At 37.2% G+C, this 25,441-nt stretch carries 25 protein-coding genes; 11 read left to right on the forward strand and 14 right to left on the reverse strand.

Annotated elements, in window-relative coordinates; translation table 11 throughout:
• Window position 1 precedes the first annotated feature (1 nt).
• Together HW347_RS02910 and pyk are read left to right on the forward strand one after the other, a co-directional pair.
• Complete coding sequence (locus tag HW347_RS02910; RefSeq protein ID WP_155595412.1) at window positions 2-466, forward strand: IPExxxVDY family protein; 465 nt, start codon at window positions 2-4, stop codon at window positions 464-466.
• 3 nt (window positions 467-469) lie between these two features.
• Window positions 470-1,897 carry a pyruvate kinase gene (pyk, locus tag HW347_RS02915; RefSeq protein WP_214610443.1) on the forward strand — a complete coding sequence of 476 codons (1,428 nt, stop codon included), beginning with the start codon at window positions 470-472 and terminating at the stop codon, window positions 1,895-1,897.
• A 37-nt stretch (window positions 1,898-1,934) separates the two neighbouring features.
• Here pyk and HW347_RS02920 read toward each other — a convergent pair whose 3' ends face one another.
• Window positions 1,935-2,447: a PAS domain-containing protein gene (locus HW347_RS02920; protein WP_214610444.1), complete on the reverse strand. Its 513-nt coding sequence runs from the start codon at window positions 2,445-2,447 to the stop codon at window positions 1,935-1,937.
• A gap of 178 nt (window positions 2,448-2,625) precedes the next feature.
• Between HW347_RS02920 and HW347_RS02925 the strand changes: the two genes are divergently transcribed.
• From HW347_RS02925 to HW347_RS02940, 4 genes are all read left to right on the forward strand, one after another.
• Entirely contained in the window at window positions 2,626-3,471 is an 846-nt protein-coding gene (locus tag HW347_RS02925) for a helix-turn-helix domain-containing protein (RefSeq protein WP_214610445.1), read from the forward strand.
• A gap of 94 nt (window positions 3,472-3,565) precedes the next feature.
• A complete protein-coding gene (locus HW347_RS02930; RefSeq protein WP_214610446.1) occupies window positions 3,566-3,718 on the forward strand; it encodes a hypothetical protein in 153 nt (50 codons plus the stop codon).
• An 80-nt stretch (window positions 3,719-3,798) separates the two neighbouring features.
• Complete coding sequence (locus HW347_RS02935; RefSeq protein ID WP_214610447.1) at window positions 3,799-4,347, forward strand: carboxymuconolactone decarboxylase family protein; 549 nt, start codon at window positions 3,799-3,801, stop codon at window positions 4,345-4,347.
• A gap of 109 nt (window positions 4,348-4,456) precedes the next feature.
• On the forward strand, window positions 4,457-4,846 hold the full coding sequence (locus HW347_RS02940; RefSeq protein WP_214610448.1) for a cupredoxin domain-containing protein: 390 nt from the start codon (window positions 4,457-4,459) through the stop codon (window positions 4,844-4,846).
• Window positions 4,847-4,936: 90 nt separating this feature from the next.
• On the opposite strand, the gene HW347_RS02945 is transcribed toward HW347_RS02940, so the two are convergent.
• Window positions 4,937-5,095, reverse strand: a complete 159-nt coding sequence (locus HW347_RS02945) for a hypothetical protein (RefSeq protein ID WP_194551757.1) — start codon at window positions 5,093-5,095, stop codon at window positions 4,937-4,939.
• Between the two features lie 203 nt (window positions 5,096-5,298).
• On the opposite strand from HW347_RS02945, the gene HW347_RS02950 reads away from it, so the two are divergent.
• Window positions 5,299-5,757, forward strand: a complete 459-nt coding sequence (locus HW347_RS02950) for a COG2426 family protein (RefSeq protein ID WP_194551758.1) — start codon at window positions 5,299-5,301, stop codon at window positions 5,755-5,757.
• A 15-nt stretch (window positions 5,758-5,772) separates the two neighbouring features.
• Here HW347_RS02950 and HW347_RS02955 read toward each other — a convergent pair whose 3' ends face one another.
• The 8 genes from HW347_RS02955 to pdxA form a co-directional block, all read right to left on the reverse strand.
• On the reverse strand, window positions 5,773-6,222 hold the full coding sequence (locus HW347_RS02955; RefSeq protein WP_214610449.1) for a GreA/GreB family elongation factor: 450 nt from the start codon (window positions 6,220-6,222) through the stop codon (window positions 5,773-5,775).
• A gap of 161 nt (window positions 6,223-6,383) precedes the next feature.
• Window positions 6,384-7,499 carry an NAD(P)/FAD-dependent oxidoreductase gene (locus tag HW347_RS02960; RefSeq protein WP_214610450.1) on the reverse strand — a complete coding sequence of 372 codons (1,116 nt, stop codon included), beginning with the start codon at window positions 7,497-7,499 and terminating at the stop codon, window positions 6,384-6,386.
• 45 nt (window positions 7,500-7,544) lie between these two features.
• Window positions 7,545-8,897, reverse strand: a complete 1,353-nt coding sequence (accC, locus tag HW347_RS02965) for an acetyl-CoA carboxylase biotin carboxylase subunit (protein ID WP_214610451.1) — start codon at window positions 8,895-8,897, stop codon at window positions 7,545-7,547.
• 84 nt (window positions 8,898-8,981) lie between these two features.
• Window positions 8,982-9,473 carry an acetyl-CoA carboxylase biotin carboxyl carrier protein gene (gene accB / locus HW347_RS02970; protein ID WP_214610452.1) on the reverse strand — a complete coding sequence of 164 codons (492 nt, stop codon included), beginning with the start codon at window positions 9,471-9,473 and terminating at the stop codon, window positions 8,982-8,984.
• A gap of 33 nt (window positions 9,474-9,506) precedes the next feature.
• Window positions 9,507-10,499: a beta-ketoacyl-ACP synthase III gene (locus HW347_RS02975; RefSeq protein ID WP_214610453.1), complete on the reverse strand. Its 993-nt coding sequence runs from the start codon at window positions 10,497-10,499 to the stop codon at window positions 9,507-9,509.
• A gap of 180 nt (window positions 10,500-10,679) precedes the next feature.
• Complete coding sequence (gene rpmF / locus HW347_RS02980) at window positions 10,680-10,877, reverse strand: 50S ribosomal protein L32 (protein ID WP_155595399.1); 198 nt, start codon at window positions 10,875-10,877, stop codon at window positions 10,680-10,682.
• 7 nt (window positions 10,878-10,884) lie between these two features.
• Complete coding sequence (locus HW347_RS02985; protein WP_201799394.1) at window positions 10,885-11,409, reverse strand: YceD family protein; 525 nt, start codon at window positions 11,407-11,409, stop codon at window positions 10,885-10,887.
• Window positions 11,410-11,568: 159 nt separating this feature from the next.
• Complete coding sequence (pdxA, locus tag HW347_RS02990) at window positions 11,569-12,615, reverse strand: 4-hydroxythreonine-4-phosphate dehydrogenase PdxA (RefSeq protein ID WP_214610454.1); 1,047 nt, start codon at window positions 12,613-12,615, stop codon at window positions 11,569-11,571.
• A 59-nt stretch (window positions 12,616-12,674) separates the two neighbouring features.
• Between pdxA and HW347_RS02995 the strand changes: the two genes are divergently transcribed.
• On the forward strand, window positions 12,675-13,271 hold the full coding sequence (locus HW347_RS02995) for a riboflavin synthase (RefSeq protein WP_214610455.1): 597 nt from the start codon (window positions 12,675-12,677) through the stop codon (window positions 13,269-13,271).
• A gap of 1 nt (window position 13,272) precedes the next feature.
• Here the strand turns inward: HW347_RS02995 and HW347_RS03000 are convergent, their stop codons facing one another.
• Window positions 13,273-17,073 carry a transglutaminase domain-containing protein gene (locus tag HW347_RS03000; protein WP_214610456.1) on the reverse strand — a complete coding sequence of 1,267 codons (3,801 nt, stop codon included), beginning with the start codon at window positions 17,071-17,073 and terminating at the stop codon, window positions 13,273-13,275.
• A 238-nt stretch (window positions 17,074-17,311) separates the two neighbouring features.
• On the opposite strand from HW347_RS03000, the gene HW347_RS03005 reads away from it, so the two are divergent.
• Window positions 17,312-17,728, forward strand: a complete 417-nt coding sequence (locus HW347_RS03005; RefSeq protein ID WP_214610457.1) for a hypothetical protein — start codon at window positions 17,312-17,314, stop codon at window positions 17,726-17,728.
• Between the two features lie 24 nt (window positions 17,729-17,752).
• Here the strand turns inward: HW347_RS03005 and HW347_RS03010 are convergent, their stop codons facing one another.
• Complete coding sequence (locus HW347_RS03010; protein WP_214610458.1) at window positions 17,753-19,564, reverse strand: sodium:solute symporter family protein; 1,812 nt, start codon at window positions 19,562-19,564, stop codon at window positions 17,753-17,755.
• An 83-nt stretch (window positions 19,565-19,647) separates the two neighbouring features.
• Between HW347_RS03010 and HW347_RS03015 the strand changes: the two genes are divergently transcribed.
• Window positions 19,648-20,403 (forward strand): sulfite exporter TauE/SafE family protein, encoded by a 756-nt coding sequence (locus HW347_RS03015; RefSeq protein ID WP_214610459.1) that lies wholly within the window; start codon window positions 19,648-19,650, stop codon window positions 20,401-20,403.
• Window positions 20,404-20,733: 330 nt separating this feature from the next.
• Complete coding sequence (locus HW347_RS03020; protein ID WP_214610460.1) at window positions 20,734-23,298, forward strand: zinc-dependent metalloprotease; 2,565 nt, start codon at window positions 20,734-20,736, stop codon at window positions 23,296-23,298.
• Window positions 23,299-23,302: 4 nt separating this feature from the next.
• Here HW347_RS03020 and HW347_RS03025 read toward each other — a convergent pair whose 3' ends face one another.
• Together HW347_RS03025 and HW347_RS03030 are read right to left on the reverse strand one after the other, a co-directional pair.
• Window positions 23,303-24,364 carry a mandelate racemase/muconate lactonizing enzyme family protein gene (locus HW347_RS03025; protein ID WP_214610461.1) on the reverse strand — a complete coding sequence of 354 codons (1,062 nt, stop codon included), beginning with the start codon at window positions 24,362-24,364 and terminating at the stop codon, window positions 23,303-23,305.
• On the reverse strand, window positions 24,361-25,434 hold the full coding sequence (locus HW347_RS03030) for a DUF1611 domain-containing protein (protein ID WP_214610462.1): 1,074 nt from the start codon (window positions 25,432-25,434) through the stop codon (window positions 24,361-24,363). Before HW347_RS03030 ends, HW347_RS03025 begins: the two co-directional genes overlap by 4 nt.
• Window positions 25,435-25,441: the final 7 nt, after the last annotated feature.

Raw genomic sequence — 25,441 nt, forward strand, 5'->3', positions numbered from 1 at the left:
TATGGTAGCAGTACATAAAATTACGAACGACTTTTACGAAGACTCATTCGATTTAGTTGCATTGCATAGTAGCCTTGAAGATTATTCCATAGCCTATGCTCTTAATCTTCATTTAAAATCGAGCTTTAAGAGGTCTAATGAAGATCTTGATCTTTCCGGTCATATTACGGTTCCAATTTTTGAATGGAAAGATGATATCAACGATAGGTACTGGACGTTGTTTACCAATAACGGTTTAGTAGAGGACACAGCAAACCAAAAAGGGTTGTTTAAGGATGAACCATCATTCACAGCATTCCACATGGTACCCGAACACCGAGATGTAGACTATTTTTTAAAAATAGAACAAGATGGGTTCATTAATATGGAAAACCTTGTAAGAACACTGCAAAACATACCCAACATTATAACGGCTTACGCAATAGAAACTGACAAACTCAAATCTAAGAACAATTTAATTTTTTGATCAATGCCAAGTAACAAAAAGACAAAAATTGTAGCCACCCTAGGGCCGGCCACAAGTAAAAAAGAAGTACTAAGAGATATGATGGAGGCTGGTGTGGATGTCTTTCGCATCAACTTTTCACATGCCGATTATGATGACGTTACCGAACGTGTAAAAATGATTCGTGAGCTAAACGAAGAAACTGGTCGCAATACCTCTATTCTTGGAGATTTACAAGGTCCTAAGTTAAGGGTAGGTGTTATGGCTAGTGAAGTTGTAGTTGCCCCTGGCGATGAAATTACGTTTGTAACCGGTGAGCCTTTTGAAGGTACTGCCGAAAGGGTATACATGAACTATGCCGCCTTTCCTCAAGATGTTAAGCCTGGTGAGCGTATCTTACTTGATGATGGAAAGCTAATGTTTGAAGTTGTTACTACAGATGGAAAATCTGAAGTAAAAACTAAGGTAATACAAGGTGGTCCGTTACGCTCTAAAAAAGGAGTTAACCTACCTAACACAAATATTTCTTTGCCTGCCTTGACAGAAAAAGATATTAAAGATGCCATTTTTGCCATTTCATTAAAGGTTGACTGGATAGCACTTTCATTCGTACGTTTTAGTCAAGATCTTATTGATCTACAGGCGATTATTAAAGAACATGCAGACGAGAAAATTCCGATCATCGCTAAAATTGAGAAGCCGGAAGCTGTTGAAAATATAGATAAGATTGTTGCGTATTGCGACGGACTAATGGTTGCCCGTGGTGATTTAGGTGTTGAAGTTCCTGCACAAGAGGTTCCATTAATTCAAAAACAATTGGTTCTTAGAGCTAAAAAAGCTCGTATACCTGTAATTATCGCCACTCAAATGATGGAAACGATGATTACTAGCCTTACACCAACACGTGCAGAGGTAAACGATGTTGCCAACTCTGTAATGGATGGTGCTGATGCCGTTATGTTATCTGGTGAAACATCTGTAGGTAACTACCCTGTTCAGGTTATTGAAAAAATGACAAGTATTTTGCAAAGCGTAGAAAACTCTGATCTTATTCAAGTTCCTCATGATCCACCGCACATTCGTACAAAAAGATATATTACAAAATCTATTTGTTACCATGCTGCTATTATGGCTAATGAAATTAAAGCAAAAGCCATCTCTACTTTAACAAATAGTGGATATACTGCTTTTCAGATTTCTGCATGGAGACCAAGCGCACACATTTTAGTGTTTACATCTAATAAACGTATACTTACACAACTGAATCTTTTGTGGGGTGTTCGTGCTTTCTTTTATGACAAAGATGTTTCTACTGATGAAACTATAGAAGACGTTAATAAAATGGCTTGTGACAAAGGCCTTTTAGAAACAGGAGATATGTTAATTAGTTTGGCGGCAATGCCTATGAAAGAAAAAGGTATGGTTAACACTTTACGTGTTACCGAGATATAAAAGAAGTAATTTATTATAAATAAAAGAGAAGTGGTCTTTAAGCCACTTCTCTTTCATAAGCAATATAGTTGACAAGCTTCCCGCGATTATTAAATATAGGCTCTGCCTTTATTCTACAATTGTAAGTGCTTCCGTCTTTTTTGTAGTTTAAAATAACGGCCTCGAAAGGTGATTTACTTTCGATGGCCGTTTTTATTTCAGCCAAAGTTTCTTGGCTTGTTTCTTTACCCTGAAATAATTTAGGGGTCTTGCCTATAATTTCTTCTGTTTTGTATCCTGACATAGAAACCATATTGCTTGTGGCATGTACAATGGCTAGTTTACTATTTGTAATAACAACCACTTCTCCACTTTGCAAAGACAAGCTATCTATTTTGCGATAAGACCATCTGTTGCGCTCGGCTATATTCTGTATGAAAATTGCCTCTTTTCCGTTTTCACACAGTTCATGAAAGTTAAAACTATGAACATCCCATGAAGCCAATGGCACGGGACTAATACTTATTTTACTATAAAACTTGTCTGCTGCTTCATCGTACGCCTTCATCATGTTGGTAGTTAAGTTAACTAACTATGCTCATTTACTTTCCCAATAGTACAAAAAGAGATTTTGTTTAACAAATACTTGGAATTGTTTAACACGAAAATTTTTTGATTATTAAGATAAGCTCGGTAAGGTTATTCTTAAAAAAGAGACAAAAGTGATTAAATAATCTAACCTGCCGCACATGAAATTTGAGTTCAATGATACTAAGTTAGGCTCTCATTTAGGGTTTACCAATGATATTAAAAAGTACCAGAATCAATTTTCAGTAAGCTCAGGAAACATTTACATGTTATGGAATAGAAACCAACAACCCCTTAATTTATATATTGATGGGATGGCTATAGAATTATTGCCAGACCAATTGGTCACAACCACCTATCTGCAGCACGTTTCATATGAAAAAACGGAATTGCCATTAACCGCTTTTCATTTCAATAGAGAATTTTATTGCATTAATGATCATGATCACGAAGTATCTTGTAACGGCATCCTATTCTTCGGAACCCAAGATCTTCCTATTATATCTATTCCTCAAGAACAAAAACGAAAGTTTGACACATTATACGAAGTGTTTCAGGACGAATTTTCCACTCCCGACGGTATTCAAGGAGATATGCTTCAAATGCTATTAAAACGATTGATTATCATTTGCACTCGTTTAGCCAAAGAACAACTCATTGTTAAAAAATTGGATAATGATCAAGTTGAAATCATCCGAAAATTTAATGTGCTTGTAGATACTCACTATAAGACCAAGAGAAAAGTTAGCGATTATGCTGAGCTATTATTCAAAAGCCCAAAAACGCTATCGAACCTTTTTTCTATTTACAACCAAAAATCACCACAGCAGATTATTTTAACCCGTTTAGCTCTGGAGGCAAAACGGTTGATAAATTTTACGGATAAGCAAAATCAAGAAATTGCCTATGACCTGGGTTTTAATGATCCGGCACATTTTAGCAGGTTCTTTAAGAAAATGACGGGTGTTTCTCCTTCTCAATATAGAGAAACAGCCCCAATTTCCTAGTAACGGGAAATTTCTACAAGCGGTCGGGCAATCCCGCCTAACAAACAACTTCACTTACTTCTCATCTTTGCAGTGTAATTAAAAACAACGCAAGATGAAACTAAAACATATATCACTTTTTAATCTTATTGAGATATTCTCACGTCCTACTAGACAACTACAAACCGTAGACGTGCAAACGCACTGTGAACAAAAACATCACCATGATTTTTATTGTGATGCCCAACAATCTCACCCAAAATTTTAAAATAATAACAAACTAATAATTGTCATTGACCAAAGCGATAAGGAATCGCTCTTAGTATATGACGCAATATCTAAAAGATTATGAGCAAATTTAATGTACCCACAAGAGAAGAAGTAAGTAAAAGCAACCAAGCAATTTTTGACAATTTAGAAAAAGCTGTTGGATTTGTACCCAATCTTTACGCTACTTACGCTTATTCAGAAAATGCATTGGCAAATTATTTAGCATTGAGCAATGCTAATACATCTTTAAATGCCAAGCAAAAAGAAGTAGTTAACCTAGCAGTAAGTCAGGTGAACGAATGTAGTTACTGTCTTGCAGCACACACAGCAATTGGTAAAATGAATGGTTTTAGCGATTCAGAAATTCTTGAGCTTAGAGCAGGGAAAGCTTCTTTTGACAACAAACTAGACGCCCTTGCCAGTTTTGCTAAAAATGTAACAGAAAACCGTGGTGCAGCAGATGATGCAGTGGTTGAAAACTTTTTAAGCGCAGGATGGACAAAAGAAAACCTAGTAGATACTATTGTATTGGTTGGTGACAAGACTATCTCTAACTATTTGCACAAAACTACTGATGTACCCGTAGATTTTCCAGAGGCAGCCCCATTACAAGTTGTTGAAGCATAAATATACATCCTGTGTAATATATAGTTGCGCAGGGTTACTAATCAAATTTTAATATTGAATTCCATTTAACAATCCGTCTTTTCAAAACAAAAGACAAAAATTAAAAATTATGAAAAATATAATAGCAGCAGTAGTATTGGTATTTACAGTAGCATTCTCAGCAAATGCCCAGAACGAAATAAGCAAAAAAGATGTCAAAACAATTGCCTTAGAGCAAACTCCAGGTGAGTTTACCAAAAAGCAACTTACCGTTACTCCAGGTACTTATGTTTTTGAAATTGCCAACAAAGGTGTTGGTCACGATGTTGGTTTTGTTCTTGTAAAGAAGGGTGAAGATATTAGCAAGCCTGAAAACCATATTCAGACTGCTTATGTAACAGAAGTTGTTGCAACAGGTAAAACACAATCGTCTAAACCTACTGTATTGGAAGCTGGAGAGTATGTATATTTCTGTCCTATGAACCCAACTGCTACTGACAATACTATTCTTGTACAGTAATTGGCATACAGCCAAATTCTGAAAACTTTAGAGCATAAAAAAAAGGGAACCTTTTCAGGTTCCCTTTTTCCTATTTGTGTTGCAACAAACTTATTGGTTATCTTCCAATTTGATCACTTCAGTTCGTGCATCGTTGTTTTCCTCTTCTAGCTCATCGGCAATGTCTTCCAATTCAGATTTTACACTACATGAAAAGGCAGTCATAGATACAAAAGCAAGTAAAAATAATTTAGCGAATAAAGGTTTCATAGGTCAAAAGGTTTGGGTTATTAAATATATCTACAATCTAAAACACAGATAGATAGGGAATATTGTACCACTCATCGAAAAGTTAAAAACTGTTAAAACGAGTTGTCTACTTTTACGCGGCACAATTTTTGGATTTATTTGTGAGTTAAAATGGTGCTTCAGACCCCTCGTATTAGTAATTTTGCCCGTTCAAAAAAATAGTTGTGATTATAGATTTTGTTATTGCCATATTATGGAGTATTTCTCCTTTCGGAGAAGCCAAGGTAGGCATACCTTATGGTCTGCTCAATGGCCTTAATATCTATTTGGTGTTTATTTTTTGTTTTGCAGCTAACGTACTTGTCTTTCCTTTAATGATGTTCTTTCTTGAGAAGATAAATCGTTATTTCTTGAAATGGGATTTTTATAAAAAATCTGCCATATATGTTGCTCGAAAAGCAAAAGTAGGCTCGGGCGATAAAATAAAACGTTACGGATTTTGGGGCCTTATCTTTTTTGTGATGATTCCTTTCCCTGGCACAGGAGTATATGCAGGCAGTATAGCTTCTTATCTTTTCAAAATTGAAAAAACAAAGGCTTTTTGGGCTAATACTATTGGTATTTTTCTTTCGTCGCTAATTGTTTGGTCAGCTACTTTGGCTTCTATGAAAGGCATGGGCTAGAAGATCTCTTTTATATTATTTTATTTCTACAATTTTTATCTCTTGCCCGTTGAAGACCACGGTATCTCCTATTTGTTTTCCAAAAAGTATTTTAGCAATTGGGGTAGCTGCAGAAATACAATACATGGTTTTATTATGTGCTTTATACTCACCTGCAGAAATGGCCAGAAAATAATCCGTTTTTGAAGTAACCACCCAACTACCCAAGCCAACCACGGCAGTATTACTCTCTTTGGGCACTTTGGATAATACTTGTTTCATCTTTTCTGCTTCGGCCAATTGCTGACCTAACTTTTCGCGCTCCAACTGCAACATAGCACGTCCGGTTTCATGTTTGTCTCCAGCACTACTTTTAGTTTCTGAGGTCAAAGACGTTTGGATATCCGCTATATTTTTTTGAATTCTAGTAATTCGTTCGGCCACAAAAGTGGCACAAAATTGATGTAGCTCCTCTTTTTCTGTCATATTCAATTAATACAAAACCTATTTCATCTTTTCTAGTAAGCATTCATCGTTACTTGTGATTTACAAATTACAAGGAAATTAGTTAAAGCAGCTATTATAGTTCATTTGACAAACAACAAGACATTTGCTTAGCTCTAAGCGTATTTCCTCCATTTCGCCACCTATTCCGTTAAATCTGCTAAATCTTTCCCTATGGCGCTTCCTATAGCGATACCCATGCCTCCCAAGCGAACTCCACAATACACATGGTTAGAAATTTGTTTAAGAATAGGCTTCTTCTGATGACCGGTGCCCATTATACCACTCCATCTCCGGTCTATTTGGTGGGGGGTGTTTGGCAGAATGACTTCTCTCAGTAATTTATCTAAATGGTCATGAATTTGTTTAGAACATCCAAAGTGGTCGGTTTCTTCTCCTTTAAAGTCTAGGTTTCTTCCTCCTCCAAATAAAATACGATTACCTACATTTCTAAAATAATAATAACCTTCATCAAAATGGAAAGTGCCTTTTACAGCTAAGTTTTCAATAGGCTCTGTAATCAACACTTGTGCTCTTGCTGGTTTGACTTCTTCATTTATCAAGTTGGCTGCGAAGCCATTAGTCGCAATCAGTAATTTCTTGGTTTTGAATTCAAATAGATTGGTTTTAACATCTACTCCCGCTACCTCTTCAGAAAAACCTTCAACTGTAATTGAATTCAATATTTTGATACCTGCCTGATGGACCAATTGTAATAACGCGTTCATCATTTTACCCGTATCCAATTGTCCTTCAAAAATATTGGTAATATAATTTTCTTTCACCTTATTGAAACCGAAGGCATTTGGCCCCAAATGAAATGCATCTGAACCATAAACCGATTTTAAAAGGCTGTTGATTTCGGCAAGCCGATTTTCACATTTCTGATAGAGTTCAGTTGATGATTTTAGAAATAATTCATGACCACCATGAACCTGAAAATCCATAGTGTCATCACCAACATTCTTACGAAGTAATTGAATACCCTTCCAACGCTGCTCTACCAACGCGACTATTTCTTCCTCACTATGCCGCTCTAAGTCTGATAAAACCTCGGAAATACTGCCAAAACAAGCAAAACCAGCATTTTTAGTGCTCGCGCCTTGCGGCAGAAAGCCTTTTTCTAAAATCAGAATTTTCGCCTTAGGGAAACGCTTATGAAGCTGTAAAGCACAATTAAGTCCTACGATACCACTACCAACGATAGTGAAATCTATGTTAGACAACCATGTTTTATATTCCCAATAGCTTAAATTCATTTTTTTGTATAAAAAAACCTCAATATGTATATTGAGGTTTTATTCTTAGTCCGCTGGCGGAGGATCCATTTTAAAGTCATCCATAAATGCCGTGGTGTAATTACCTGCCAGATAATCTGGATGATCCATTAACTGCCTGTGAAACGGAATAGTTGTTTTGACACCTTCTATAACGAATTCATCTAATGCTCTTTTCATTTTATTGATAGCCTCTTCACGCGTCTGCGCAGTGGTTATCAATTTTGCTATCATAGAATCGTAGTTAGGGGGAATACTGTAACCGCTGTATACGTGAGTATCCATACGAACACCATGCCCACCTGGTATGTGCAAAGTCGTTATTTTACCCGGAGAAGGCCTAAAGTTATTGTAAGGGTCTTCTGCATTAATTCTACACTCTATAGAATGTAGTTTAGGTAAATAGTTTTTACCTGAAATAGGCACACCGGCAGCAACTAGAATTTGCTCACGAATTAAATCGTAATCAATTACTTGTTCTGTAATAGGGTGCTCTACTTGGATACGGGTGTTCATTTCCATGAAATAGAAATTTCGGTGTTTATCTACCAGAAATTCTATTGTACCTGCACCTTCGTACTTTATAAACTCAGCAGCTTTAACCGCTGCTACACCCATTGCATCCCGAAGTTTATCGGTCATGAACGGTGATGGAGTTTCTTCCGTTAATTTTTGGTGTCTACGTTGTATAGAGCAATCTCTTTCTGAAAGGTGACAAGCTTTGCCGTATTGATCTCCAACAATTTGAATCTCAATATGTCTTGGCTCTTCAATTAATTTCTCCATGTACATGCCGCCATTTCCAAATGCAGCAGTAGCTTCTTGAACCGCGCTTTCGAAAAGATCTTGCATATCCTCTTCTTTAAAAACAGCACGCATACCTTTACCACCACCACCTGCAGTTGCTTTGACCATAACGGGATAACCCATTTTCTTCGCAACCTTAATAGCATCGGCAACATCTTTCAACAAACCATCGGAACCTGGTACCGTAGGAACACCGGCCTCTTTCATAGTTTTCTTAGCAGAAGACTTATCCCCCATACGATCTATATGTTCGCCAGAAGCTCCAATAAACTTAATATCGTGCTCTGCACAAATCTTAGAAAATTTAGAATTTTCTGAAAGAAATCCGTAGCCTGGATGAATAGCGTCAGCATTTGTAATTTCTGCCGCTGCAATTATATTAGGTATTTTTAGGTACGACTCACTACTTGCAGCCGGACCAATACATACAGCTTCGTCAGCAAAACGAACATGCAAACTCTCCTCATCTGCTTTAGAATAGACCGCAACGGTTTTGATACCCATTTCCTTACAGGTTCGTATAACACGAAGCGCAATCTCTCCCCTATTTGCAATTAATATTTTCTTGAACATACTTTTTCAATTTAAATTCCAAAATCTAAGTACCAACAATTTATTCCCGCTAGGGAAAACTTATTTGGGATTCAGAATTTATATTTATGATGGATCTACCAAAAATAAAGGCTGATCAAACTCTACAGGAGAAGAATCATCTACCAAAACCTTTACGATTTTACCAGAAACTTCAGATTCAATATCATTAAAAAGTTTCATAGCTTCAATAACACAAAGCACATCTCCTTTTCCGATAGTACTACCTACCTCAACAAAAACGCTTTTATCCGGTGATGGCTTTCTGTAGAAAGTACCGATGATAGGTGATTTGATAGTAATATATTTGGAATCTTCTTCTTTTTCAGCTTTTGCTGCATCTCCTGAGGCTCCTTCAATATTTTGAACGGGAGCTTGTTGAGAAGGCATCATTTGAGCTTGCGGCATAGGGATTTGCTGCACGTAGGTTGTTTCGTTTCCAGAATCTGCAGTACCTGTTTTAATGGTGATTTTTAAATCCTCCATTTCCAACTTTACTTCACTGGCACCTGATTTTGCTACAAACTTGATCAGGCTTTGAATTTCTTTAATATCCATGGAATGTTGTTTATTTAAGTGATCGGTATTTATTTAGTAAGCCCATTTTAGGTAAATGGAACCCCAGGTGAAACCTCCGCCAAAAGCAGCAAAGACAAGGTTATCTCCTTTTTTAAATTTACTTTCAAAATCGGCCAATAACAACGGTAAGGTAGCCGATGTAGTGTTGCCGTATCTTTCTATGTTCATTAGAACCTTAGAATTGTCGAGTCCCATTCTATTGGCAGTCGCATCTATGATTCTTTTATTAGCTTGATGCGGAACCAACCAAGAAACATCTGTATCTTCTAGATTGTTGCGCTGCATAATTCTTTCGGCTACATCTGCCATATTAGAAACTGCAAATTTGAACACTGTTTTACCTTCTTGGTAAATAAAGTGTTTTCTATTTTTAACCGTTTCTTCTGTGGCTGGCATTAATGAACCTCCAGCATCCATACCTAAGAATTGTCTTCCTGTACCATCTGATCTTAGATATTCATCTTGCAATCCTAGACCTTCTTCGTTTGGCTCAAACAATGCCGCACCGGCACCATCACCAAATATAATACATGTAGTACGATCCGTATAATCTATTATTGAGGACATCTTATCTGCCCCTATCAATAAAACTTTTTTATACCTGCCAGATTCTATATAACTCGCAGCAGTAGACATACCGAACAAAAAGCTGGAGCACGCTGCTAAAAGATCATAGGCAAATGCATTTACCGCTCCAATTTCCGATGCTACAAAAGCAGCAGTAGACGCTACCATGCTATCTGGAGTTGCAGTGGCAATGATTACCAAATCAATTTCCTTTGGGTCAATATTTTTCTTTTGAATAAGATCTTCTGCAGCCTTGATAGCCAAATATGAAGTTCCTTCTCCTTCTTCGGGCTTTAATACCCTTCTTTCTTTAATTCCTGTTCTAGAAACAATCCATTCATCATTGGTATCCACCATTTCTTCCAACATATTGTTGGTCATGACAAATTTCGGAACATATCCTCCTACAGCCGTAATTGCTGCTGTTGTTTTACTCATCTTAAAGTCGATTTGATATCAGAAAGCCTCAAAAATGCCTCAAAATTGGTGAAAAATAATCAATTTTCATCAATTTTTCCTGTAAAACTATGCGTTTTTGAGATTTGAGTACTAGAAATAAAAAACTCCCGTCATTAAATACGGGAGTCGTTTTATTCATTAATAAGATAACCGTAACGTTTATGCTTCGGCTTCCTCAGTCTTATCGATCAAAATTTGACCTTTATAATATAATTTTCCTTCATGCCAATGTGCTCTGTGGAACAAGTGGATTTCACCAGTAGTTGGGTCAGTAGCCAAAGTTGGTGCTACTGCTTTGTAATGTGTTCTTCTTTTGTCCCTTCTGGTTCTCGATATTTTTCTCTTAGGATGTGCCATTTAAAACTTATTTATCCGTTAACAGTTTCTTTAATTCGTCCCATCTGGGATCACTTTCTTTTTTCTTTTCCTTAGGCTGCAATTCTTCAAGCTTTTTTAATGCTTCCGATTGCAATGTACCATCTAATACCCCTGGGTGAATTCTTTTTTGCGGTACGGCCAACACTAACATTTCGTATACGTATTGTGCAATATTGACCTGATGTTCTCTATGGGGTATAATCAGAATCTCATCATCATCATCATTAAACTCATCCCCAAACTTGACTACGAGTTCCAAATCTGCCTCAATAGGCTGATCAAAAGGTTCGTTGGTCAGGTCGCAATTTACATTAACCGTGCCTTGGGCTTTCATCTCTAACTCGAGCATTGTGCTCGTTTTATTCAACACTACAACTAAATTAATGCTTGCTGCATTAAAATCGTCATACCCAAAAGATTCAAAGAACGGGTTATCAATCGTATACTCAAATTCGTGTTTTCCTTGTCCTAATCCAGAGAAAGGAATGTTAAACTCCTTTTGCTTCATCATTTCAACACTATTTTTATACACCGCCAGATTAAAGGCGGGTGCAAAGATACTATTATTTAATAAACTTACAACCCTTTTTTAATTGGAATTCAATAAGTTCGCCTATCTTATAGACCTTTTCTTGAAATTAAAAGGGCTCGCTAATAGAAAAACATGCCTTTAGCGTCTAATTCGCTGCTTCTGTAAAGGGTTCTTAGTAAGCTCCATATACTCTTTTCTATTCTTAAAAATTTGCAATGCCGTAAAAACTGCCTCTTTAAAAGAGCTAGGATCTGCCTTGCCTTTACCAGCAATTTCATAGGCTGTTCCATGATCTGGAGATGTTCTTACTTTAGATAAACCTGCCGTAAAGTTCACTCCTTTACCAAATGACAATGTTTTGAACGGTATAAGACCTTGATCATGATAAGCCGCTAAAATGGCATCAAAGTTTTTGTAAGCATCAGAGCCAAAGAAACTATCTGCAGAATAAGGACCGAAAACCAAATGTCCTGCATCTGACATCTCTTTAATGACCGGTTTTAAGACCTCATCATCTTCTTTACCGATAATACCGTTGTCTCCGCTATGTGGATTAATACCTAACATAGCCACCTTTGGAGCGCGTATGCCAAAATCCATCTGTAAAGACTTCTCTATGGTGCGCACTTTATCTCTAATCAATATTGCATTTATAGCTGCCGAAACATCTTTCACCGCAACGTGATCAGTTAACAAACCTACCTTAAGCTCGTCCGTTACCATGAACATCAAACTTTCGCCTTCTAGTTCTTGAGCTAAAAAATCTGTATGCCCTGGAAATTTAAAATCCTCGGCTTGAATGTTATTTTTATTAATAGGCGCTGTAACCAACGCATCTATGGTATCGTTCTTTAATGCATCAACTGCTGCTCGTAAAGACTGAATGGCATATTTACCCCCTTCTTCGGTAGCTTCGCCAAAATTGATTTTAGGAATTTCTTTCCATACATTAACCACATTTATCTTACCATCTACTGCTTTTGAAGCATCAGCAATACCGTGATAATTAATATCAAGATTCAATTCTTTTTTCTGAAAAGAAATAGTTTTGTTTGATGCAAATATAACCGGCGTACAAAAATCCAGCATACGGGCATCTTCAAAAGTCTTGAGTACTACCTCACAACCTATTCCATTCAAATCACCTATAGAAATACCCAGTTTAATTTTTCCTTCTTCCTGCATCTTATTCTTTACCTTTGCCTAATAATATAGGGTACAAAACTACTTAAATTTAACGGAACATGTTTACGGGCATTATTGAAACTTTAGGCGAAATACAACAATTAGAAAAAGAAGGCAGTAACCTTCATATTACGGTGAAGTCTCCGCTGACATCAGAACTCAAAATTGATCAGAGCGTTGCGCACAATGGTGTATGCCTTACCGTTGTTTCTTTAGATGAAAACACCTATACCGTAACTGCTATTGACGAAACTTTGCAGAAAACTAATCTAGATGAATTAAAAGTAGGTGAAAAGGTAAACTTGGAGCGCGCCATGATTCTTGGTTCTCGTCTAGACGGCCACATCGTTCAAGGCCATGTAGACCAAACTGGAACCTGCAAAGCCGTTGAAGAAAAAGACGGCAGTTGGTTTTTTACTTTTGAATATGATGCCGGAACAGGGAACCCTACTATTGAGAAGGGCTCCATTACTATTGACGGCACAAGTCTTACCGTTGTGAATTCAGGAAAGAACAGTTTTAGCGTTGCCATCATCCCCTACACTTACGAACACACGCGCTTTAACTCATACAAGGTAGGTACTGTTGTAAACCTTGAGTTTGATGTTATTGGTAAGTATGTAGCAAAGTTGATGTCTTATCAGAATAACGCTTAAATTATTTTTTACCTGAAAAACTAACTTTAGTTTCCTTCTTGTTTTTCTTAAAGCCAATAAGCTGTTGTTTAGCATCTAAAGCCGCCTTTACGTAGGCCTTAAAGTCTTTGTAATCACTTGCGGCAATACGCTCTTTTGAGGTTTTAGCTTCAATAGTAATATGCAGCTCGCTTTCTTTGGCTAACTCATAATCGATTTTAAAATGATGTTTTTGAAAACTGTAATCCGCACTTTCAGGGATTTCAACAAAACGCTCATCACCTTTTAGTTTGATTACATAGCTAGACTTATAGACATCTGCATTTTCGTAAAGCAAATAGTCAATAGGGAAAGCACGTTCATCATCTTGAATAATTGAAGTATTATAAGCATTGTTCACCGCTGGAATACGAAACACCTTCATACTCCCAATTTCATCTAACTTTTCGTTTACCGTCAAATTTGATGTATATTTCAGAACAGGAGCCCTAAGCTCATAATTAATATGATGTATGCTATCAAAAGTAAAATCTTCTGTTATTCTACTTTTAAAATCATCCGTAATACTCTTTTTTACCACTTCGTAATTGTCTTCCTTAAAAATAGCGGCATAGTGAGAATTGATGCTTCCTCTTAAAGCCGATTCTATTTTTAACTGATGAGAACCATCACCTATAACATACTCCATATTACTCTCCAGCACTGTAGTCGTATGATCAATATCCTTTAGTTTATAAATACCTTTCTTAACATCTTTCAGCCATTTATTAGGGATATCCAAAGCCGTAGCACTTTCTAAACTAGTAGGTACTGACTTATAAGGCATGTTATTATCAGTTAGCTCCAAATACTGAGGTTTACCATCTATAAACACTTTAGCTATACAGTGATTAAAATCTTGACTAGGCAACACCATTGTACTTTCTCCATAATCTGAAGTAAGCACTAAAACTAAATGCGATTTTAAACCCGCCATTTGAGCTAGCGTAACATACAACGTTGAAAAATCTTTACAATCACCCAATTTAGATTTTATAGTTTTTGAAGGTCTTTGCGGAACAAAACCACTTTGTCTAAAACCTACATGGCTATAGCTAAAGTTCTCCATAATATAATAGTAGATCTTGGAAGCCTTTTCGTCTTCTGATAACCCATCGCTTCCTGAAGGGAAAATGGTTTTAAACGCTTCTTGAACATCAGAATTCATAACAATCTGGGGGCGTACTAAATCTGAATACCAATTGGCAATATCATCCCAAGAGCCTATTGTGCTTACATGTACATAGCTAGCTACATCACTAAGACTTGGCATGAAGTTTTCCTCAGGTGTTAATTCTTTCTGGTCAATGGTTTCCCACTCATGATAAACATAATCATCTATATTTCGCTTTTGATACGCTACTTCACCATTAAGGGTTTTAGTAGTGAACTTTTTATCCTTGGGCACCAAAATCTTTAAAGTATTTTTATGGATAGGGTGAAAAGAATCAAACTGAAAATAATCTACATGGTCTTTATAAAATCGTCCGCTATTGGCATAGCTGCTTTCATAATCTACATAAATGATATCTCCTATCTCTAAGTTATTAAAAACAATACTAGAACCACTTTTTGAGGCCGGAACTATTTTTTTGTTCGGCTTAACGATTTCAGATTTAGTAATGTGATAGTTACCACTAAGACCTAGATTTACTTCCTTTAAAGATTCTATACCACTATCGCTAGTAATTTCAACCACGTAACGCGTCTGGGATTTTCCACCACCTTCTGGATACAGCTGAAGCAAGCTTTCATCTAGCAAATAATTATAGCCATAGTTACCTATTACACCTTTATCTCTATTTTTGGCCATGAATTCATATATATCCGGCGTCGCTACTTCTTCAAAATAATTTTTACCATTAGAGAGGTCATCTATTTTCTTTCGTAACGAAGTATTTGCCCCATTATGTTTCAATGACTTTTTATACCAACCCAAAGCTTCTTTTTTCTTTCCAGATTGCTCAAGAGCAGTTCCTTTTAATTCCATGGCAACAAAAGAGTACGGGAAGTTTTTAAGCATCTGGTCTATGTAAGGCAGAGACTCTTCATACTTCTTGTATTCATGCTGATACGCTATGTAATCTGATAAGTAAATATTATCATGATCCACCAAATTGTAACGTTTTTCAAAAAGAGCCAAAGCTTCTTTTTTTCTATCTTGTTTATTGTAAAAACCAGCAAGCGACTGCAATGCGCCATAGTCAAAATAGGTATCATCAATCTCTTCAAGTATTTTTATCGCCTTATCATCTTCATTCAAATAAGCCGAATAAATATTGAGATAAACCTTTAAAATACTAAGCTGATCCTTATAGTTTTCAGTAATTTTTTTTAAGGTTTCTTTTACCGCAGACTTGTCTTCTTGCCTGATATTCAGTAATAATTGAGCAGATTTTTTCAAAATATCCATATCTGTCGAAGCAGAAAATTCTTCTACAAAACCTTCAAATTCTGGTAAAGGCAGTTTAAACAGTTCTCTAGAATCTTCAAAGCGATAGATGTAAGACAAATAATATTGCTCGTCATCGCTTTCTATATTTTTCTGAAGTTCTTTAGCAGAAGTATAGTCCTTTTCTTTTGTGTAGCATTCAATAAGATATTTTCTTAAAAACGAGCTTTCAGGATATGCATCTATCCAAGGTTGCAATGTTTCCTTGGCCTCATTAAATTTGGAATTCCTTAAATAGGCACTTACCAAACACACCGTATTGAAAAAATTGTTCGGGTCTTGCTTTAACCTGTTCTGAAAAAATTCTTCTACCGAATGCGGAAGTTCTTTGGGAGCAATAGCTTCTATTGAACTTTTTTTATAGGCACTTGGAGCTGCGTTATATTTTAAATCGTTGAAAGCATTACCTTCTTCGTCCGTAATTCTAACAATGAAATAAGCAATCCCACTTTGATCGGCACTTTTAACCAAGAGACGGTTATTACCAGAAGGAAGATTTACCAAAACATTATAGGCATCCATATCCGTTATACCATCATTAGTATTTTCATAGATCAATACATCATTTAACCACACTCTGGCAAAAGATGAACTTCCTAAGCGCACTACAGCTTTTTTAGCAGTTGGGTTTGTAATAAAAGTCTGGGCGTAATTTACGCCGCCACCATACTCCGAGTGGTTAGAATAATATTGATATGCATCTTTCTCACGACCTCTTTGGTCATACCAATTAACGAATCCGTTGCTGTTGGCATTAAAGTCCGTTGTAGAAGTTACATTCTTTTCAGGAGCATATTCCGTAGCCAAACCACTACCGTTTAAATTCTCGAAACTTCCACAAAATTGCCATGCTTTAATAGCTGGTATAGCATTATTCAGTTGATCATACGTTCCCCAATCATCTGAATGCTGGGCTACAGCAGATTTTAAATATCGAAGCGATTCCTTTACGGTCGCATTTTTAATACGGTCTAATGGTATACCATTTATATTAGTAATATTTTTTCTATTGAAACCCGTACTTAGATAAGAATCAAAAAAGAAACTCTGGTTCCATAAAGCATACAGATAGTATTCAAAATCTGGTTGAGAAATTACATTCTCTATAAACCCATCTGCAGCGGTAAATGTACCGTTCTCGTTGGCTATGATTTCATTGGTTAATATATCTGATAAACTACCCTTATTCTTTTTCTGGAATTTGATTTGGGCTTCCTGTCGTTGATTCTTTAGGAGTAGTTGCCAATAAGAGTCAATTTTCTTGCTTTCTTGTGCTTGGGAACAAGTTGCCGAAAAGACAAAGGCCACTAGTAGAAGACGGTAAAATCTCATGCGTAGGTAGGTTAATTAAGGTTTGGATAAATAATAACGCAACTTTTCTCCAAATGGTATGCCTTATTTCACGTCACATTAAAAATCAAGTATATCCAATACTTCCCTTTGTTGAAATTAAATACCACACAACGAATTTATACAATAAGCCAAAGCAACAGGCGTTGATTCATAAGGTGTTAGTAAATAGCACTTTCTTAAATCAGGAGACCCCAAATCCTCCTAAAAAAATAGAATTATGAAAAAGCGCATTGTATACCTACTTTGCAGTGTTGTTCTGGTAATATCAGCAAGCTGTTCAAAAGACAACGAAGAAGTTAGTCTTGTAAACGGAGAAGCAAAAATTTCTAATGACACAGGAATTTCCTTTGCAAATTCAACAGGATTTTCAGCAGACTACGTAACTTTTAAGCTTAGACACGGTACTGGAGCAGAAAAAGAATACGGTCAAAGTCTAAAGACCTACAGTTTAACATTATTGGAACAAGGACCTCGCACCATTTATCAAGTAGAAGCATTTAACGACGGTGAACAAATTTCATTCAAATCGTTTACTTACAATGAAGATGGCAGCAAAAATGAGGTTAAATCAACTTCAATTATCGAAATAAAAGCGAATGAAGTTCTACAAATTGTTTTAGAAAATGTAGAGTAATTAACCTCTTCTTTGCAGACCGTACTATAGAATATTTTCTTTCATTTTATTCCATGCCCTTATTAGCAGGAAGCCAGATATTACGGCTACTCCCGTAAGCAATAGTGCAGCTTCGGTTCTACCGTATATCCAATAACCCGTTGCGAACATAATGGTGTAGATAAGAACACACCCAAGAAGCATTGCGGTTATACCCTGCGGCACACTCCATTTTTCGTTGTCTTTGGTTATTTTTTCTCCGTCAGCATTAGCATCTTTTACCACTTTTGCCCAACCTGGACCACCTGGTTGAATTCGCGTATAAAATGAGCGAAGGGTCTCTTTAGATTCTGGTTGCGTCATAAATGTAGCCGATAACCATATGGCAGTTGTAACCAATACTACAAAAGGATACTCCATCCAATCTGGAAAAACTCCTGTTGTTTCAGCAAAAAGAAAAGGGCCTAAATCGGTTGTTTTTAATAATATGGATATAATTCCTGATGCAAACATGGCCGTAATTTCACTCCACGCATTAATTCGCCACCAAAACCATCTCAATATAAAAATGAGTCCAGTACCCGCTCCAAAGGTTAGTAATATATCAAATATCTGAAGTGCATTTTCAAGCGCCAAAGCTAGTCCCGCACTTAAAATCATAAGCACTACCGTAGAAATTCTACCCACGGCTACCATTTGTTTTTCTGTAGCATTTGGATTTACCTGCTGCTTATAAAAATCAAAAACAATATATGAGGACCCCCAGTTTAACTGTGTTGAAATGGTACTCATGTAAGCAGCAATCAAAGAAGCAAGAACTACACCTAAGAGCCCACTTGGTAATTTGGTTAACATGGCAGAATATGCCAAATCATGACCTAATTTGTCTTCAGCAATATGCGGAAAAGCTTCATGAATACTTGCAACATCTGGGTACACTACCAATGATGCCAAAGCCACTAAAATCCATGGCCAAGGTCTAAGTGCGTAGTGCATAATATTAAAGAAGAAAGTGGCGCCAATAGCATGGTTTTCATCTTTTGCAGCCAACATTCTTTGTGCAATATAACCTCCACCACCTGGTTCCGCTCCTGGATACCAAGAACTCCACCATTGTACTGCCAGCGGAATAATAAAGAGAGTAATCAGCGCTTTCTTATTGCTAAAATCAGGTAGAATATTCAATTTGTCCGTCACATTTTCATTTGCCATCAACGCCTCTATACCTCCTACTTCCGGAATATTCACCAGATAATATGCAGCTCCAATAGCACCTGCCATAGCAACAAAGAACAAAACAAAATCAGTATAAACAACACCCTTAAAACCTCCAAGAGCACTAAACGTTACGGTAATTAAACCGGCACCAACTACAGTTTCCCATGGCTCAAGACCTAACATGATACCGCCAATCTTTATAGCTGCCAAGGTTACGGAAGCCATAGTAATAATATTGAATAACGCCCCTAAATAAATGGCGCGAAATTTTCTCAAGAAACTTGCAGGAGCTCCTCCGTAACGCATTTCATAAAACTCTAAATCCGTATTTACGTTAGATTTACGCCAAAGCTTAGCATATACAAAAACAGTCAAAAGACCCGTAATTAAAAAAGCCCACCAAACCCAGTTACCGGATACACCGTTTGTTCTAACAATATCCGTAACCAAATTGGGTGTATCCGTAGAAAACGTAGTAGCTACCATTGAAAGCCCCAGTAACCACCAAGGCATTGTTCTGCCAGAAAGAAAAAACTCAGATGAATTCTTCCCAGATTTTTTAGAAACATAAAACCCTATACCTAAAACAATAGAGAAAAAAACAATGATGAAACTGTAGTCTAAAGTAGATAACTCCATTAATAATAAAGGGTTTTAGGTGAATCGTTAAAGATATTGTTTTTTTAGGATACTTTTGCCCTTTATAAACCAAACCTATTCTTGTGCTTTTAACTACCACTTTTGATATTACACTTACCGCTTGGGCCCTTGCATTTACAGCCGCAACCGTTATCGGACTCTCAAAGGCTGGCATTAAAGGAATTGCAATTGTTAATGTGACTCTAATGGCTCTTGCATTTACTGCAAAAGCTTCCACGGGCATAGTAGTTCCTCTACTGGTCGTAGGCGATATTTTTGCAGTAATCTATTATAATAGGCACGCCAATTGGACACATATTTTGAAATTTCTACCATGGATTTTGGTAGGTATTGTCTGTGGTGTCTTTATTGGAAACGATTTGGATGAAGGTCTTTTCAAAATTGCCATGGCCATTATAATCTTAGTAAGTGTGGTCATGATGTACTGGTGGGACAGACGAAAATCACAAGCCGTACCCACGCATTGGCTTTTTGCAGGCTTAGTAGGAACTATTGCCGGTATTACTACTATGATAGGTAATTTAGGTGGCGCATTCAGTAACATTTACTTCTTGGCCATGCGCGTTCCAAAAAACGAATTTATAGGTACTGCCGCTTGGTTATTCCTTATAATTAATGTACTCAAATTACCCTTACACATTTTTGTTTGGGAGACCATAACCGTTGAAACCCTTCTGTTTGACTTGAAGTTGGTACCCGGCATTATTTTAGGTGTTTTCTTGGGTATCCGTCTAGTGAAGATCATCAAAGAAGATTTTTATCGAAAAATGATTTTGGTATTGACGGCCCTGGGTGCCGTAATGATTCTAATACGATAGAAAATTTACAGATTGCCATTTCTCCCAATCACCAAAACCGTTTGCTTTGTTGTTTTTCGATTTTAAAATTGACATCCACCTAACAGAATTGTATATTGAACTCATCTTTTTTGTTGGGATTGCCGTATATAACTACGGTTGCAGGGGCAAGCTTGTTAAGGCCAATGCAATTTTCTGTTAAAAGCGAATAAGACTTAGCCAAAACCATACTAAAGTAGAAACTGACACGTTCGCTACTTATACGAAGACCCATCACGGGCACATTTTAAGGGGCAAATACCGACTAAAACCTATAATCCTAAATTATAGGAGCGGTGAATTTTTATATCAATGAAACAACTTTTTACATACATAGGGTTGCTACTGTTGGCTGTATCTTGCAGCACCATTGGCGTGGCTCGAAAATCAAACAAAAAAGGTAAAGTAGAAAGCCTAGCGGCAACGGGCGCTAAAGCTTACGACCGCTTAATTACTAGTGAAGCTGTATCTAAAGCAGGTCTCTTTGATGTCCACAAAGTAGGAGATAAGTATTATTTTGAAATACCCGATAGCCTTTTCAATCGTGAGATGCTTGTGGTAACAAGATTTATAAAAACACCTTCTGGAGGTGGAAACTACGGTGGAGAGAAAATTTCAGAAAACACCATAACCTTCGAAAAAGGTCCTTCAAATAATATTTTTCTTCGCATTGCCACATTGGTTAGCGCAGCTAGCGAAGACGATGCCATATCAAAAGCGGTGAATAATTCTAACATCACCCCTATTCTTGAAGCTTTCACTATTAAGGCTACCAATGATGACAAGCAATCTCAAATAATAGATGTAACGGATTTCATAAATGGCGAAAATCCCCTTTTAGCGCTTAGTGGCGACAAAAAGGACGATTACAAACTGACTTCCCTTGAAAAAGATAAATCCTATATAAAGGAAATAAATTCATTTCCATTAAATACCGAAATAAAGACCGTTAAAACCTATAAGGCCAAATCGGGGTTAGACAAAAGAAAAGAACTTCCAGCAGCCATTCTTGCAGGAGTAGTTACTTTAGAAATCAATAATTCCTTTATTCTGCTTCCAAAGGTTCCTATGAGAAAAAGACTGTACGATGACCGTGTAGGTTATTTTGCAAGCTCATATTTAGAATATGGCGATGACCAACAACAGGTAGATCGCAACACCTATATTCATAGATGGCGATTAGAACCTAAAGCCGAAGATTCCTTAAAATGGAAGCAAGGTGAGTTGGTAGAACCAAAAAATCCTATTGTCTATTATATTGATCCTGCTACTCCTAAAAAGTGGAGACCTTTTCTTATACAAGGAATAAACGATTGGCAAGTGGCTTTTGAACAGGCCGGATTTAAAAATGCAATTGTTGGAAAGCCTTGGCCAGAAAATGATAAAAGCATGAGTCTTGAAGATTCTCGTTTTTCAGTTCTTCGTTATTTTGCTTCGCCTTCAAAAAATGCATACGGGCCCAATATTGTAGACCCTAGGAGTGGCGAAATATTGGAAAGTCATATTGGGTGGTATCACAATCTTATGAGCCTATTGCATAGCTGGTATATGGTTCAAGCTGGTGCTGTTGATGAACGTGCTAGAAAAATGGAATATGATACGGAACTTATGGGGAACCTCATCCGTTTTGTAGCCTCTCATGAAGTTGGTCATACGTTAGGACTTAGACACAATATGGGGGCTAGCTCTGCAACTCCTGTGGAAAAATTACGTGATGCAGAATTTCTAAAAAAGAACGGACACACAAGTTCAATAATGGACTATGCTCGTTTTAATTATGTAGCGCAACCAGAAGATAGTATTCCTGCGGAAGATTTAATGCCTCGCATAGGCGATTACGACAAATGGGCCATTCAATGGGGCTATTCTAGATTCGCAGATGACTTGTCTATTAAAGACGAGAAAGACCTTTTAAGCCAAATGGTAGTGGATAGCGTTTCATCCAATCCAAGGCTTTGGTTTGGTGGCGAAGGCCGTGATTTTGACCCTAGGTCTCAGACCGAAGATTTAGGTGATGATGCCATGCAGGCTAGTATGTACGGTATTCTAAACTTACAACGTATTGCACCTTTCTTGAAAAAATGGACACAAGAGAAAAGTAGCGATGACTATGCCAATCTAGATCAAATTTATAAGGACCTTGTTGGGCAGTATAGCGATTACATTTTTCATGTATCCAAAAATATTGCGGGTATTTATGTTACTCCAAAAACCATGGGAGAAGAAGGTGAAGTGTACCGTCCTGTGGAAAAGCAAAAGCAAAAGCAGGCATTGGTCTTCTTGAATAATTATATCTTCAAAGAGCCTAAATGGTTGTTAAGAAACGATATACTAAATGCCATACAATCTCCGCAATCAAAAGAATCCGTTACGAAGACTATGGAAAGTATTATGCTCAATCTTTTAGGCGGAAGTCGATTAAGTAGAATGACATTTATTGCCGAACGTTACGAAGACGAAGACCCTTATCTTCCGCAAGATTATATGGATGATTTGAACCAGTTGGTTTGGGGAGATATGAATGTTTTCTACCAAACCAACGCCTACCGAAGAAAATTACAGAAATCATATGTCTCTAACTTAATTACCCTCTACAAACCCGATGAAGCAGAAGGGATGGTAGAAGGTATTTTAGCTAAACTTTCTGAAGGCTATACGTCCAATACGGATGTTCGCTCTTTAGCATTAGATAACCTTATAAATCTTCAAGGTAAAATTAAGAGAACCATTCCTGTAATGACGGACAGGCTAACCATTGCCCATTTAAATTACTTGAAAAGAGAAATAGAATCGGTTGTGGGTGAGACAAAAGATGTTGATCCTTTATTCATTCCATTCCGAAGGGATATCTCTATTCAGGAGAGTAAAGAAAACTAGTCAATTACAAACTTATTTTTCCTAATCCTGGAGCATCCGATGGGTATAGGACGCCTTTTTCTAATCTGAACAAACCTTTAAAAGGGTCATCCACCACATCTAAATGCCCATCTAAATCGGCATACCGGATATTGGGTCTGGAAAGTGCAAAATGAAGTCCTGCGGATATACCTAAAGCACATTCATCATTGCAACCCACCATGGTTTCAATACCAGCTGATTTTGCTACGGAATTAATATGCATTCCCTCAAAAATGCCTCCAACCTTCATCAGCTTAATATTCACCATATCTACCCGTTCATTTTGGGCAAGTCTGAAAACATCAGTAAGGGTTTTTAAACTTTCATCGGCCATTAACGGTATGTCTATCTGATCCATAACCTGGCCCAAGCGCTCTTCCTTTTCCTGTTTCGTAGGCTGTTCAAAAATTTCGATTCCAATTTGACTTGTTGCCTTTACGAATGCAACAGAATCAACCACCGTATATCCTTGATTTCCATCAAATCGGAAAGTAACCTCAGGAAATTTCTCATGTAACAACGTCATTTTTTCAATGTCATCCGCAAGGCTATGTCCCCCTTTAACTTTCAGGATAGAAAAACCCTGCTGTACAAAATCCTTTGCTTGCGCCAGAGTGTCATCTAAAGATAAAATACCAATCGTTATACTTGTGGCAATGCTCTGGCGGTAACCGCCTAAAAACTTATAAAGTGGTACATCTGCCTTTTTAGACATTAAGTCATAAAGTGCCATATCTACCATGGCCAAGGAAGATGATTTTCTTCCTAAAAGCTTTTTAAGCTCCATTAAGAGAAAGGCATAGGTAAAAGGGTCCTTGCCTTTTAGGTAGGGAATGATAAGCTCTTTTAGAGCCATCTCTACTTCTTTGGGGTGTTCTCCTGTTACACTCTTATCAGGAGCCCCGCAACCGTATCCTACAATAGCACTATCTGTCTCAATTTTAAGTATAAAATTTACCGTATTATCTATCGTTTCATAAGCGATAGTATAAGGTTCTGAGAGTTTTAGATCAAGCCTCTCATAAGACACATTTGTTATTTTCATTGAATTTTTTCCTTTAATAATGCCACTAGTTCTTTTGCTCCATACTTTAAAACATCAAAAGCAGGGAGTTTTGTTTCTAGGGTAATTTGTTTGCACGCCTCTAGAATCTCATCTTCTTCCATATCTTCATGGTTTACAGTAATGGCTATTACCTTTTTACCAGAAATAACTTCAATAGCATTTATCTGCTCTGCTAGAGAATGCATTTTATAGCCTGGAAACCCATCATATTCCAATCGTTTTGGGGCATGTTGCAATATGACATAATCAGGTCTTCCGGCTGCCAAAATCTCAAATCCCCCTGGGTAAGCAGGGTTCATAAGACTGCCCTGACCTTCAATAACGATAACATCAGGGTTTTCATTTTTATACGCACTTACAACGGCATGCTCAATCTCACCCGAAACAAAATCGTTGATGCAACTATCCATTACCATACTATATTTTGCACCTTGCATCCAAGCAGTCTGGCCAGTTCCGATCATCTCCGCTTTTTGACCTGCATCTCTCAAACCATGAACTAAAAGCCATGCTGTTGTACGTTTGCCAAGTGCAGAATCTGTACCCAAAACAGCCAATTTAAGGCAATCTACTTTTTCTATATCTCCTGTAAAAAAATGGAGTTTATCCCTGTCCGGTGTTTTACGTACATCACGAATGCGACAGTTATTTTTGGTAGCAATTGCCATCAATGCTGCATCGTTGGTCAAAAAGTCGTGCAGTCCGCTATCTACATTCCAACCCATTTCCAAAGCTTTAGAAATAGTAGTTTTTGCTTCATGCGGTAACCGGCCACCATCAGGTGCTAAACCAATAACAAGTGATTCAGGTATGTTACCAGAAGCTTTTAAAGTTTCAACAGCTTGATCTATAGTTGCAAAAACCGGGATTCCGCTAGGTTTCCCATCAAGAACTTCACCTGCATCCCTTCCTGCGTAATTAATATCTATCACTCCTACAACATCGTAGCGTTCTGTAAAACGAACTAGACCGTGCGCAGTTTTTCCATTCGGCGTATTGAAAGCTCCATCGCAATAGACTAGAGCATTTCCATCAATTGATTTTTTCATTCTCTTA

The sequence above is a fragment of the Zobellia barbeyronii genome (assembly GCF_018603515.1).
In the GTDB taxonomy this organism is placed as follows: Bacteria; Bacteroidota; Bacteroidia; order Flavobacteriales; family Flavobacteriaceae; genus Zobellia; species Zobellia barbeyronii.

Coding starts and splice junctions, on each gene's coding strand:
- HW347_RS02910 (WP_155595412.1), top strand. CDS start 2: ATGGTAGCAGTACATAAAATTACGAACGACTTTTACGAAGACTCATTC.
- pyk (WP_214610443.1), top strand. CDS start 470: ATGCCAAGTAACAAAAAGACAAAAATTGTAGCCACCCTAGGGCCGGCC.
- HW347_RS02920 (WP_214610444.1), bottom strand. CDS start 2,447: ATGATGAAGGCGTACGATGAAGCAGCAGACAAGTTTTATAGTAAAATA.
- HW347_RS02925 (WP_214610445.1), top strand. CDS start 2,626: ATGAAATTTGAGTTCAATGATACTAAGTTAGGCTCTCATTTAGGGTTT.
- HW347_RS02930 (WP_214610446.1), top strand. CDS start 3,566: ATGAAACTAAAACATATATCACTTTTTAATCTTATTGAGATATTCTCA.
- HW347_RS02935 (WP_214610447.1), top strand. CDS start 3,799: ATGAGCAAATTTAATGTACCCACAAGAGAAGAAGTAAGTAAAAGCAAC.
- HW347_RS02940 (WP_214610448.1), top strand. CDS start 4,457: ATGAAAAATATAATAGCAGCAGTAGTATTGGTATTTACAGTAGCATTC.
- HW347_RS02945 (WP_194551757.1), bottom strand. CDS start 5,095: ATGAAACCTTTATTCGCTAAATTATTTTTACTTGCTTTTGTATCTATG.
- HW347_RS02955 (WP_214610449.1), bottom strand. CDS start 6,222: ATGACAGAAAAAGAGGAGCTACATCAATTTTGTGCCACTTTTGTGGCC.
- HW347_RS02960 (WP_214610450.1), bottom strand. CDS start 7,499: ATGAATTTAAGCTATTGGGAATATAAAACATGGTTGTCTAACATAGAT.
- accC (WP_214610451.1), bottom strand. CDS start 8,897: ATGTTCAAGAAAATATTAATTGCAAATAGGGGAGAGATTGCGCTTCGT.
- accB (WP_214610452.1), bottom strand. CDS start 9,473: ATGGATATTAAAGAAATTCAAAGCCTGATCAAGTTTGTAGCAAAATCA.
- HW347_RS02975 (WP_214610453.1), bottom strand. CDS start 10,499: ATGAGTAAAACAACAGCAGCAATTACGGCTGTAGGAGGATATGTTCCG.
- rpmF (WP_155595399.1), bottom strand. CDS start 10,877: ATGGCACATCCTAAGAGAAAAATATCGAGAACCAGAAGGGACAAAAGA.
- HW347_RS02985 (WP_201799394.1), bottom strand. CDS start 11,409: ATGATGAAGCAAAAGGAGTTTAACATTCCTTTCTCTGGATTAGGACAA.
- pdxA (WP_214610454.1), bottom strand. CDS start 12,615: ATGCAGGAAGAAGGAAAAATTAAACTGGGTATTTCTATAGGTGATTTG.
- HW347_RS02995 (WP_214610455.1), top strand. CDS start 12,675: ATGTTTACGGGCATTATTGAAACTTTAGGCGAAATACAACAATTAGAA.
- HW347_RS03000 (WP_214610456.1), bottom strand. CDS start 17,073: ATGAGATTTTACCGTCTTCTACTAGTGGCCTTTGTCTTTTCGGCAACT.
- HW347_RS03005 (WP_214610457.1), top strand. CDS start 17,312: ATGAAAAAGCGCATTGTATACCTACTTTGCAGTGTTGTTCTGGTAATA.
- HW347_RS03010 (WP_214610458.1), bottom strand. CDS start 19,564: ATGGAGTTATCTACTTTAGACTACAGTTTCATCATTGTTTTTTTCTCT.
- HW347_RS03020 (WP_214610460.1), top strand. CDS start 20,734: ATGAAACAACTTTTTACATACATAGGGTTGCTACTGTTGGCTGTATCT.
- HW347_RS03025 (WP_214610461.1), bottom strand. CDS start 24,364: ATGAAAATAACAAATGTGTCTTATGAGAGGCTTGATCTAAAACTCTCA.
- HW347_RS03030 (WP_214610462.1), bottom strand. CDS start 25,434: ATGAAAAAATCAATTGATGGAAATGCTCTAGTCTATTGCGATGGAGCT.